At 63.1% G+C, this 10,989-nt stretch carries 11 protein-coding genes and 1 pseudogene; 5 read left to right on the top strand and 7 right to left on the bottom strand.

Features of this window, described 5'->3' with window-relative positions; genetic code table 11:
* The 7 genes and pseudogenes from EN993_RS37960 to EN993_RS23740 form a co-directional block, all read right to left on the bottom strand.
* Positions 1–145: pseudogene (locus tag EN993_RS37960) on the bottom strand (ABC transporter ATP-binding protein); the annotation flags it as partial.
* Position 146: 1 nt separating this feature from the next.
* Positions 147–935 carry an ABC transporter permease gene (locus EN993_RS23765; protein WP_109660209.1) on the bottom strand — a complete coding sequence of 263 codons (789 nt, stop codon included), beginning with the start codon at positions 933–935 and terminating at the stop codon, positions 147–149.
* On the bottom strand, positions 932–1,840 hold the full coding sequence (locus tag EN993_RS23760; RefSeq protein WP_109660211.1) for an ABC transporter permease: 909 nt from the start codon (positions 1,838–1,840) through the stop codon (positions 932–934). The genes EN993_RS23765 and EN993_RS23760 overlap by 4 nt, the downstream gene beginning before the upstream one ends.
* A 24-nt stretch (positions 1,841–1,864) precedes the next feature.
* Complete coding sequence (locus EN993_RS23755) at positions 1,865–2,944, bottom strand: extracellular solute-binding protein (RefSeq protein ID WP_109660213.1); 1,080 nt, start codon at positions 2,942–2,944, stop codon at positions 1,865–1,867.
* Between the two features lie 3 nt (positions 2,945–2,947).
* Positions 2,948–3,640: an XRE family transcriptional regulator gene (locus tag EN993_RS23750; protein ID WP_109660215.1), complete on the bottom strand. Its 693-nt coding sequence runs from the start codon at positions 3,638–3,640 to the stop codon at positions 2,948–2,950.
* 143 nt (positions 3,641–3,783) lie between these two features.
* Positions 3,784–4,878 carry an ROK family transcriptional regulator gene (locus EN993_RS23745; RefSeq protein WP_127264978.1) on the bottom strand — a complete coding sequence of 365 codons (1,095 nt, stop codon included), beginning with the start codon at positions 4,876–4,878 and terminating at the stop codon, positions 3,784–3,786.
* A gap of 57 nt (positions 4,879–4,935) precedes the next feature.
* Positions 4,936–5,586, bottom strand: a complete 651-nt coding sequence (locus tag EN993_RS23740) for an SGNH/GDSL hydrolase family protein (RefSeq protein WP_127264977.1) — start codon at positions 5,584–5,586, stop codon at positions 4,936–4,938.
* 344 nt (positions 5,587–5,930) lie between these two features.
* Between EN993_RS23740 and EN993_RS23735 the strand changes: the two genes are divergently transcribed.
* The 5 genes from EN993_RS23735 to EN993_RS23715 all read left to right on the top strand — a co-directional run.
* Positions 5,931–7,010: a substrate-binding domain-containing protein gene (locus tag EN993_RS23735; RefSeq protein WP_126069973.1), complete on the top strand. Its 1,080-nt coding sequence runs from the start codon at positions 5,931–5,933 to the stop codon at positions 7,008–7,010.
* Between the two features lie 81 nt (positions 7,011–7,091).
* A complete protein-coding gene (locus tag EN993_RS23730) occupies positions 7,092–8,603 on the top strand; it encodes a sugar ABC transporter ATP-binding protein (protein ID WP_127264976.1) in 1,512 nt (503 codons plus the stop codon).
* An 8-nt stretch (positions 8,604–8,611) separates the two neighbouring features.
* Entirely contained in the window at positions 8,612–9,574 is a 963-nt protein-coding gene (locus EN993_RS23725; RefSeq protein WP_127264975.1) for an ABC transporter permease, read from the top strand.
* Between the two features lie 3 nt (positions 9,575–9,577).
* Positions 9,578–10,531: an ABC transporter permease gene (locus EN993_RS23720; RefSeq protein WP_127264974.1), complete on the top strand. Its 954-nt coding sequence runs from the start codon at positions 9,578–9,580 to the stop codon at positions 10,529–10,531.
* A 92-nt stretch (positions 10,532–10,623) separates the two neighbouring features.
* Positions 10,624–10,989 (top strand): GDSL-type esterase/lipase family protein (locus EN993_RS23715; protein ID WP_245468949.1); only part of this gene is annotated, 366 nt, incomplete at its 3' end.

Below are 10,989 nucleotides of genomic sequence, written 5' to 3'. Positions count from 1 at the left end.
TCGTGCCCGAGCCGCTGGGTCCGAGCAGCGTCATGAACTCGCCCGGCTCGATATGCAGGCTGACATCGTCGAGCGCGGTGAAATTGCCGTAACGCTTGGTTGCGCCCTTGATGTCGATGGCCGCGCCACGTTCCCTCGCAGTCATCTCAACTCCTCGTCGATTTCGAGCTGATGATCAGCCCGGCGCTGATGATCAGCGTCGTGGCAATGAAGATGATGGTTCCGACCGCCGTCACGGTCGGGTCTGCGTCGCGGGTGATGCTGGTGAAGATCTGCACCGGCAGGGTCTTCAGGTACGGGCTGGTGATGAACAGCGCGACGATGATTTCATCGAAGGAGGTGACGAAGGCAAACAAGAGCCCCGACAGGATGCCCGGCGCGATCAGCGGCAAGGTCACGGTGCGGAAGGTGGTGAAGCGGTCGGCGCCGAGGCTTGCCGCCGCCGTCTCCAGCCGCACGTCGAAGACTTCGAGGCTCGCCGACACGGCGATGATGACGAAGGGGATCGCCAGCATCGTGTGCGCGATGACGAAGCCGGTGGTAGTGCCGACGAGTTGGTAGTCGAGATAGACGGCATAGATGCCGATGGCCAGCACCACGCCGGGTACGATCATCGGCGTGATCAGGATGGCGCGCAGCAGGCCGGCGCCGGCATGTTTCATGCGGCTGAGGCCAAGCGACGCCAGCGTGCCGATCAGCGTAGCGGCGACGGCGACGAGGCCCGCGACCCTGAGCGAATTGAAGAAGCTCGACAGCCAATCGGGATTGGTGAAGAAATTCGCGTACCACTGCCAGGAGAAGCCGGACGGCGGGAAGGCAAGCGACTTCTTCTCGTTGAACGACATTGGGATGATGACCAGCGTCGGCATCACCAGCCACACGGCGACCAGCAGGCAGAACAGGCCGAGCAGAATGCGGAATGGGGCCAGCCTCATGATCTGGACGCCTGCTTGTGGCGCTGGCGCATCAGCGGCGCGGCGAGCGCCAGAAGCACGAAGGTCGCGACCAGCAGCACGACGCCCATGGCGCCGCCACGGCCCCAGTTGAGCAGGCTGAGCACCTGGCTCTGCACCAGCGTCGACAGCATGGTGCTGCGCGGGCCGCCGAGCAGGGCCGGGGTGATGTAGAAGCCGAGCGACAGGATGAAGACGATGATGGCGCCGGCGAAGACACCGGGCAGCGACAGCGGCAGATAGATCTGCAGGAAGGCACGCGCCGGCCGCGCGCCGAGGCTGCGTGCGGCCTGGACGAGGCGCAGATCGATGCCGCGCATGACCGAATAGAGCGGCAGGATCATGAAAGGCAGCAGCACCTGCGCCATGCCGATGACCACGCCGGTCTGCGTGCGGATCAGCTTCACGCCGTCAAAGCCGAGCAGCCTGATCACCGAATTGATGATGCCGGAATCCTGCAGCAGGATGACCCAGGCCAAGGTGCGCACCACGCCGCTGACCCAGAACGGCACCAGCACGCACAGGATGAGGACGAGGCGCAGGCGCGGCCCGACCGCCGTCATGAGATAGGCGTAGGGATAGGCGGCGATGACGCAGACGATGGTGACCCAGGCGGCGATGGAAAAGGTGCGCCACAGGACCGTGACGTTCACCGGCGTGGAAAAGAACCAGACGTAATTCTGTAGGCCCCAGGCCGGGTCCGAAAAACTGCGCAGCGTGACGGTCAGCAAGGGATAGCCCATCGCGGCGATGAGCAGGAGCAAGGCCGGCATCGCCAGCAGCGAAGGATAGGCGGCAAGGCGCAGGCGCCGCTGCGGCCCCTGCACGGCACCTGCCGGCCGGGGATGATCACCCCCGGCCGTCGGCGTATGCGATGTCTGGTTCACGCCGTCACCTTGGCGGTAGCCGGCTCAGTTGCCGGCCATCAGCGCCGTCCACTTGTCGGACGCGGTGGCGAAGTTGGCGACCCAGAACTTGATGTTCTGCTGGTAACCGAGCTTGGCGTGGTCCGGCGTGTTGGTCAGGAAGGCGCCGACGGATGCGTCTACCTTCGGCTGAGCCTCGCTGTTGATCGGCGAGTAGGACGTCTGCTCGGTCAGGATCTCCTGCGATTTCTTGCCGAGATAGGCGTTGATCAGCGCGTAGGACGCATCGGTGTCCTTGGCGCCGACCGGGATGGTCAGCTGATCCATGACGACCAGCCAGTCCTTCCACACGGGCGTGTAGGCAGCGCCGTTCTTGACCGCCGTCATGGCGCGGCCGGTCCACATGATGATCATGTCGGCCTCGCCGGATTCGGCGAGCTGCTGGGATTCGGCGCCGGTCTTCCAGAAGATGGTGTCCGGGCCGATGGCCTTGATCTTGGCGATGCCCTTGTCGATGTCGGCCGGCGTCATGGCGTCGACCTTGCCGCCGTCGGCCAGGATGGCCTGTTCTATCAGGCCACCGATCGGGCTGCCGCTGCCATCGATGGCGCGGGTGCCGGGGAATTTCGCGGTGTCGAAGAAATCCTTCCAGTCCTTCGGCGGATTGTCCTTGTACTTGTCATTTTTGTACATCAGGACCATGCCGTAGTTCATCGCCGGCACGCTGCATTCGCCGACCTGTCCGGCCGGGATGTGCGAGATGTCGAGCTTGGTCAGGTCGAGTTTCTGGAACAGTTTTCCGCAATGCACGAAGGGCGGAAAATCGTCGGTATCGACGACATCCCAGGTCACATTGCCGGATTCCACCTGCGCCTGAAGCTTGGCGATTTCGGTCGGCCCGTCGTTCAGAAGCTTGACGCCGCTCTTGTCGACGAATTCCTTGAGCGCGGCGACCTGGCCGTCCTGGTAGATGCCGCCATAGGAGACGAAGGTCAGCGTCTTTCCCTTCAGCGACCCGTCCACCACGGTCCCGGCCGGCGGTGCGTTCTGCGCGTGAGCGGCGGCTGCGAGCAAGGCCAGTGCGGCGGCGCCGACAAACCCGGCCAGTCTTGATCTGCTTCCCATTTTCTAACCCTCCGATGGCTCGCTGTTTGATTTTGGCAGACCGGGCGCGAGCGTTTTCCGGGCTACATATTGGTCGAGGTCGACGGCGCCGCTGGTCGGCGGCGCGATGATCCAGAGCACTTCGGCCACCGTGTCACCGACATTGATGGTTCGGTGGGGCGTCGAGGTCGAGTATTCGATGCTGTCGCCCTCTTCGAGGATGAAGCTCTCGTCTCCGAGCGTCAGTTGCACGCGCCCGCGCAGCACGAGGAACATCTCGTGCGCGTTGCCATGCGTGTAAGGCACGTCGCCGGTCGAGCCACCGACGGCGAATTCGCCGCAATAGACTTCCATCTCGCGGATTGGCCGGCGCGACAGCAGCGTCTTGCGGTAGCCTTCGCTGGTCGGCAGCGCCGGCCGCTCGGCGCGTGTCAGCACCGTGTGCGGCGACACTTCGCAGTCGTCGAAAAGATCGGCAAGGCTGATGCCGAGCGCATTGGCGATCAGCATCAGCGTGCTGGTGTTGGCGCCCGAAAGGCCGCGCTCAAGCTGGCTCAGGAAACTGGCGGTGGTGCCGATCATGTCACCGAGCTGGCGCAGCGTCAGGCGTCGCGTGGTGCGATAGGCCTTGATGCGATCGCCGAGCACCGTCGAGCGGCGCGCTTCCGCGCTGGACGCGGCGCTGTCGTCTGGGATGTGGTCCTCGGTAATCTTCATGGCGATCTCAGGGTTCACTTAACATGCTATTAAGTGAGGTCTCCTGGCAAGTGGATTCGCCTGCTCATCTGAAAATCGCTGATGGACCTGCAGAAGGTGCATGCTCGGCCGGCCGGCGGGAGCAGGGTGCCGGTTCGGCCCGATCACTGGATCATGAAGCGCGAACTGAACGGCAGGCTTGCCGCGCCGACTGCCTTGGGGCTGATGGTGACGCGCGCCGGCAGCGCCTGGATGTCGGGGAATTCCCGGCCGATGTCTGCGCACAAGGCCTTGGCGATTTTCTGCGGCGCATAACTGGACAGGACCACCGTCCTGAACTCGACAAACTGATTCAGTGCGGAGATCGACGCTTTCAGGCGATTGGAGCATTCCCCCAGCCATTCGCTGTAGGCCTCGCCAAGGTCAGGCCACTCAGGGCTGCTGCTCCAGATGATTTCGGACGGGCGCCCGCGCCTGGTCAGTTCGCTCTCCAGGCGCACAAGGCCATGATCGAAGCTGGCGCTGGAGTTTCCCTTGTAGATCTGGTGGTTGAGGATGAGCCTGCTCTGCAGCCGTGCTCCGAGATAGAAGAACAAATAGTCGTTCAGCGGCTTGGCGACACCGAACATGCTTTCGCCGCCGGCCACCGCGGTGATGTCGTTCTGCACGAAAACCGGCAGCTTGCTCTGCTCTTCGATCTCGCCTTGCAGAGCCTTGAGGGAGGTGCTCGATCCGTTGCGGGTTGCAGCCATGGCGTCGACCTCGTCGGGGACTGCCAGCCCGATGCCGGCGACGCGGCCGCGCGCCTCGACCGGCAGGCTCGTCATGGCTTGCCTGATCGCCTCCAGCAGTTCGCTGCTTTGCGGAAAGGGATTGGCTTCATCCGCCGGCAACTGCGTGTGGAAGCGCACGGTGCCGATGAAGTCGATGAGCGCGATGTCGATCCTGCGCCTGCTGAAGCCGACGCCAACCGCATAGGCGCCCTCCGGATTGAGCGAAAGTGGGATGGTTGGCGGCCCGACACGGCCGCGCTGCGCTGAGCCCTGCGAGACCAGGCCTTCCTGCTCGAGCGAGCGGACGATGACCGAGGCCGTCTGCGCCGACAGGCCGGTCTTCTCGCCGATTTCCATCCGCGAAATGCCTTCGTTCTGAAGCAGCAGCGACAGCACCAGCCGCTCGTTGTAGCTGCGCACGCTCAATGCATTCAGCCCGCTCGCACGATCGGCGATGCGCAACGGATTGGGTGGTGCGAATCTCATGTCAGGCAAGGATCGCCCCGTCGGTAAGCGCGCGTTGCCTCGCGGCGGTATGGTTGCTCATGTCGAGCGGCTCCAGCCGATGGCATCGACCGCGCGGGCGAGTGCGGTGCCCAGCAATCTGTGCGCCTCGGCATCGATGTGAAAGCCGTCCGCTTCGCTGCACGACACCACCGAGCCGGCATCGAAAAAGTGCAGTTCGAGCGAGTCCGCCAGGACCTCGAACTCGAGCGCCAGCAGGCGCGATTTCTCCGGCGCGCCGGCAAAGATCGACTTCCATTCCTTGACGTCGTCCTGCATCGGCGGCGGCGCCACGATCAAGATCTCGGGCGTCGAGCCGCCCGGCCCGGGCGCCAGTTCCTTGATGTCGTAGACGAGGCAGCCGATGCCCATCGCCACTTCCGACGGCGGCTTGTTGAAACGGATCTTCAGATCGTTGGTTCCGAGCATGATGATGACGAGGTCGAGCGTCGCATGGCTCTGCAGACAAGGGCGGAGATAGGTTCGGCCGTTCTTGTGGGCGCCCTCGATCGGATCGTCGTGGACAGTGGTTCGGCCGCTCAATCCCTCCTCGATGACGTACCAGTCGGCCCCCAGCTGAGCACGCAATATCCCCGGCCAGCGTTCACCCGGACCATAGCGCTGGAGCGGTCCTTTGCCGGGCATTTGGCCGTGCGTGTTGGAGTCGCCGTAGCACAAGACAGATCGCATGTTTTTTCCCGTCGGAACTGACAGCACGCCGAAGCCGGCGAGCGCCATTCATGATGGATAGCGGAGCGGTGAAAGGCAAGCAAGGGAATAGTCATTCAACATGACTAACTATTGACAGGCCGAATCCGCTGTGCTTCTAAAGTGCCCGGAGGAGTTCTCGACCGTCATCATCGTCCAGCAGAAGTTGGGCTTCGACACGCATGTGTCGGGGGCGGGAGAATTGCGTGCATCGGTCGGTTTGCGACGCCGGGCATGCTTTGGGAGAGCGTCTCGCGGTCCGTGCGAATTCGTACGGCCGGCCATACGAATTCGTAGGCCGGGGCAACCACAAGGAGGAGAATTCAATGTTAGGATTGCTGAAAACCGTCGGTTTGGGAGTGCTCGTCGCATCAGCGCTTGCCGTGACGTCCCTGGCGCATGCGGAAGATGTCAAGCTGATGGACGGCGTCGCGCCGCGCCCCGACGACACGCGCATGACCGCGGCCGGTGCGTTCAAGAAGGACCCGCCCTGGGTCATCGGAATGAGCGACTTCGGCGTCAACGCAAACACCTGGACGGTGCAGGTGGCGCATGAGGCGGAGAACGCCGCGGCAAAGGACAAGCGCATCTCGAAGTTCATCCTGCTCGATGCCGGCTTCGACCAGAAGAAGCAGGTGGCCGACATCGAGGATCTGATCGCGCAGCATGTCGACGCGATCATCGTTCAGCCGGTGACTAGCACATCGGCGAATGCCAGCATCGCCAAGGCGGTCGCCGCCGGCATCCCCGTCATCCTTCACACCGGCCGCATCGATTCCGACGCCTACACCACCGAAATCCAGGGCGGCGCCGAGCACTTCGGCAAGGTGATGGGCGACTGGCTGGTGAAGACCGTCGGCGACAACGGCAAGATCTGGGTCCTGCGTGGCCTGGCCGGCCATCCGGAAGACACCAACCGCTACAACGGCCTCCTGGAATCGCTCAAGGGCACGCATGTACAGATCATCGCCGAGGAACATGGCGACTGGCAGTACGACAAGGCCAAGAAGCTGTGCGAGACGCTTTATCTGAACAACCCGCAGGTCGATGGCATCTGGTCGTCCGGCGCCGACATGACGCGCGCCTGCGTCGATGTCTTCAAGCAGTTCGGCACGCCCATTCCACCGATTTCGGGCGAAGGCAACAATGGCTATTTCGGCCAGTGGATCACTGACGGATTCAAGTCGATCTCGCCGGAATACAGCCCCGCCCAAGGTGCGGCCGGCGTGCGCGCCGCTGTCGCCCTGCTCGAGGGTCAACAGCTCTACAAGCGCTATGTCTACAATCCCGACGGCTGGGACAAGGACAAGGCCGCCAAATACTATCGCGACGACCTGACGGCCAATGTCTGGTGGCCGAGCGAACTGCCCGAGGACAAGCTCAAGGAATATTACGGCAAGAAGTGACGGCGCCGTGGCTGGCGGGGAGTGGACAAGCATTCCCCGCAGGCCGTTCCATCTGTCGAATCCGGTTCGTTCGAGGGTTTCGTGACCAATCTTATCGAGATGTCCCACATTTCGAAGGCGTTCGGAGGGAGCAAGGCGCTCCACTCCGTTTCCCTCGATCTCAAGGCGGGCAGTGTTCACGCCCTGATGGGGGAGAACGGCGCCGGCAAATCGACATTGATGAAGATCCTGGCGGGCGTGCATCAGCTCGATTCCGGCGAGATCTTCATGAACGGGGAAAAGCTTGATCTGAAGTCGCCGCGCGACGCGCTGAATGCGGGCATTTCGACCGTTTTCCAGGAGCATTCGCTGCTGCCCAATCTGTCGATCGCCGAGAACATGTTTCTCGGCCGGGAGCCGACGACCCGGTTCGGCTCGATCGACTATCGCGCGATGAGCAGCCAGACCGCCAAGGCGCTTGGCGAACTCGGCCTCACGCTCGACCCGTCGCAGCTCGTTTCCAATCTGACGATCGCCGAGCGGCAATTCGTCGAGATCGCGCATTGCATCCAGGCCGACGCCAGCGTGCTCATCCTCGACGAGCCGACGGCCGCTCTCAACGCGGCCGATGTCGATGTGCTCAACCGCAACATCCGCCGGCTGCGCGATAAGGGAAAGGCTGTCGTCTATATCTCGCATCGCATGGAGGAGATCTTCGAGCTGTGCGACACGGTGACGGTGCTGAAGGACGGCGCGCTGGTCGGCACCAGGATGGTGTCCGAGATCACCACCGACGAACTCATCGCCATGATGGTCGGACGCGAACTCCAGGACCTTTTCCCTGATCGCACCGATGACAAAGGCGACGAGATCCTGCGCGTCGAGAACCTCAGGATCACCGAGACAGCGCAGCCGCTGTCGCTGATTTTGCACAAGGGCGAGATCGTCGCCCTGGCCGGGCTGGAGGGGCAGGGCCAGCAGCGCTTCCTGAGATCGCTGATCGGCCGCTACCATCCCTTCGCCGGGACGATTTCCATCAACGGCAAAGCGCTGAAGATGCCGCTCTCGACATCTGCGGGCGTTCGTCATCTGCAGCAACTGAAGGTCGGCTTCGTGCCCGAGGACCGCAAGGAAGAGGGGCTCTTCCTCGCTTTGCCGATCGCCCACAACATCGCCATCGGATTGCATTCGAGGCGACCCGAACTTGCGCCGGCGCGACCCTATCGAAGCGTCATCGCGCACATGATGGAGGTCATGAACATAAAGGCGGCAGGGCCGTCCGCTCCGGTCGGCTCCCTGTCGGGTGGCAACCAGCAAAAGGTCTTGCTCGGCCGTTATCTTGCCGCCGATCTCGATCTTCTGCTGGTCGAGGAGCCAACCCGCGGCGTCGACATCGGCGCCAAGTCCGAGATCTACCATCTGCTGCGCGACTTCACCCGCAAGGGCGGCGCCGTGCTGGTGCTGTCTCGCGAGACGATCGAATTGATCGGGCTCTGCGACCGCATCTACGTCGTCCATCACGACACGATCGTTGCCGAAATGCCGGCAGCGCAGGCGACGGAGCACAAGATCCTCGACGCGGCCCTGATGGGCGGCTCCACGCGCCAGCATTAGGGGCCTCCATGCATCGTTCGCTGTTTAACATCTTGAGTGGCCGGAACACACGGCAAGGCCTGTGGGGCCTGCCGCTGCTAGTTGCCTTGCTCATTTCGCTCTGGCTGACGGTCGAGACGACACAGTTCGCGACGGCTGAAAACCTCTTCAACCTGGTTGCCCAGGCGATGCCGCTGATCATTGCGGCGATCGGACAGCTCGTCGTCGTGCTCATCGGCGGGCTCGATCTATCGGTCGGCTCGGTCATCAGCTTCACCACGGCGGTGCTGGCGCTCGACCAGCCGGCGATCGTACTGATCCCGGCGGTCTTTCTGCTGGCCGCACTCATCGGGCTGATCAACGGCCTGGCGATCACCCGCTTCAACGTCCATCCGATCATCGCGACGCTGTCGACGCAGTACATCGTGCTTGGCATCACGCGCATCTTGCGTCCCGTCTCCGGCGGCACCGTGCCGGAGATCGTCATCGCCGCCGTCTCGGGCAATTTCCTTGGCATTCCCTATCCGGTCTTCTGGGGCATCGTCGTGATCCTGGCAGCCTGGAAGCTGCTCTACGGATCGCGATACGGGCTGCACCTGTTTGCGATCGGCGGCGGCATCGCGTCCGGCGCCGAGAGTGCCGCCCGCAATTTCGGCGTCTCCGACCGCCGCAACATCATCCTCGCCTATATGGTCTGTTCCTGTTTCGCAGCGGTTTCCGGTGTCTTCCTGGCCGGGCGCATCGTGTCGGGCGATCCGAATGTCGGGCTGCTTTTCGAACTCGACACCGTCACCGCCGTAGCCCTTGGAGGCACCCAGCTCTCCGGCGGCATAGGCAGCCTGCACGGCACGGTGATCGGTGCGCTGGTCATGGCGCTGCTGGCCAATGGCATGAACCTCGCCAACGTCTCGCCCTTTGTCCAGACAGCGATCAAGGGTGGCATCCTGCTGGCGGTGGTCGGGCTGCAATCCCGCAAGAAGATGGGGCTCTGAGAAATGGCTGCCGTTCTCGCAAATCCGATTACCCGGCGTCTGCTGCGCATCCCGCCGTCCTATTTTGTCTTCCTCGTGCTGCTGGCGACGCTGTGGATCGCGCGGCCGAACATGCTCAACCTCAACATCATGGGTATCTTCATCAGGCAGATCGTTCCGCTCGGCATCCTCGTGCTGGGGCAACTCGTCGTCATGCGGGTGAAGTCGATCGACCTCTCCGGCGGCGGCATCATCCTCTTGATCAACTATTTTATTTCGTCGGGCAGCTTCCCCGGCGCGTCGCTGCCATTCTTCGTCGTGCTGGCGCTCGCCACCGGCCTCGTCATTGGCTTGTTCAACGGCTTCATGATCGGCAACCGGCGGGTGTCGGCCGTCATCGTCACGCTGGCGGTCAGCATCATCCTGGTCGGGCTGGTGCAGTTCCTGTCGAGCGGCAATCCGCCCGGCGACGTGCCGAAACTGTTCAACGACCTCTACAACACGAAATTCCTGTCGGTTCCGACGCCGGTGCTGTTCTGGATCCTGCTGACCGCCGCGGTGTGGCTGCTTTTGTCGCAGACGGTGTTTGGCCGCTACGTCGCCTCGGTCGGAGAGAATGCCGAAGCCGCCCATTTTTCCGGCGTACCGGTTCAGCGCACCGTCATCTTGGCGCATACGCTCGCCGGCCTGATCGCGGCGATCGCGGCCCTGGTGCAGACCGGTTCGATTGCCGTCGGTAGCGTCCGCATCGGTCTCGATCTGCCGATCCTGGCCGTCGCGGCAACCATCCTTGGCGGCGTCGTCTTCGGCCGCGGCGACGGCGGCGTCTGGGGGCCTTTCTTCGGCGCGCTGTGCTTCGCCCTGCTGTTCGTGGTGATGACGGTGCTCGGCATCGACGAGCCCGGCAAGCTCATCGCCCAGGGCGTCATCATTCTCGGTGCTGCGATCTTCTACGGAGTGCGCGTGCGAAACCCTTGACTTGAGATGGCGAAAGGCAAGCCGGCACTGGCCCTCGCCGGGACCGACAAATCCGCGCGTTCAGACAATTGCAAACAGATGGAGAAACATGGATGTCACCGCCAAAAAACATCATGTGCTACGGCGACTCGCTGACCTGGGGCTGGGTTCCGGTCAAGGAGGGGTCGCCGACCTATCGCTATCCCTATGACCAGCGCTGGACCGGCGTCATGGCGGCGGCGCTGGGAGCGGGCTATCACATTATCGAAGAAGGCTTAAGCGCACGCACGACCTGTCTCGACGACCCCAACGACCCACGCCTGAACGGCGCCAATTACCTGCCCTCGGCCATCGCCAGCCATCTGCCGCTGGATCTGGTCATCGTGATGCTCGGCACCAACGACACCAAGTCCTATTTCCGCCGGACGCCTTATGAGATCGCCAATGGAATGGCGAAACTGGTCGGGCAGATCCTGACC

Source organism: Mesorhizobium sp. M7D.F.Ca.US.004.01.2.1 (assembly GCF_003997785.1).
Taxonomy (GTDB): Bacteria; Pseudomonadota; Alphaproteobacteria; order Rhizobiales; family Rhizobiaceae; genus Mesorhizobium; species Mesorhizobium loti.
This window is presented reverse-complemented; position numbering and strand designations above follow the sequence as displayed.

Excerpts from the sequence above, each read along its gene's own strand:
- EN993_RS23765 (WP_109660209.1), bottom strand. The coding sequence starts at position 935 with ATGAGGCTGGCCCCATTCCGCATTCTGCTCGGCCTGTTCTGCCTGCTG.
- EN993_RS23755 (WP_109660213.1), bottom strand. The coding sequence starts at position 2,944 with ATGGGAAGCAGATCAAGACTGGCCGGGTTTGTCGGCGCCGCCGCACTG.
- EN993_RS23750 (WP_109660215.1), bottom strand. The coding sequence starts at position 3,640 with ATGAAGATTACCGAGGACCACATCCCAGACGACAGCGCCGCGTCCAGC.
- EN993_RS23745 (WP_127264978.1), bottom strand. The coding sequence starts at position 4,878 with ATGAGATTCGCACCACCCAATCCGTTGCGCATCGCCGATCGTGCGAGC.
- EN993_RS23740 (WP_127264977.1), bottom strand. The coding sequence starts at position 5,586 with ATGCGATCTGTCTTGTGCTACGGCGACTCCAACACGCACGGCCAAATG.
- EN993_RS23735 (WP_126069973.1), top strand. The coding sequence starts at position 5,931 with ATGTTAGGATTGCTGAAAACCGTCGGTTTGGGAGTGCTCGTCGCATCA.
- EN993_RS23725 (WP_127264975.1), top strand. The coding sequence starts at position 8,612 with ATGCATCGTTCGCTGTTTAACATCTTGAGTGGCCGGAACACACGGCAA.
- EN993_RS23720 (WP_127264974.1), top strand. The coding sequence starts at position 9,578 with ATGGCTGCCGTTCTCGCAAATCCGATTACCCGGCGTCTGCTGCGCATC.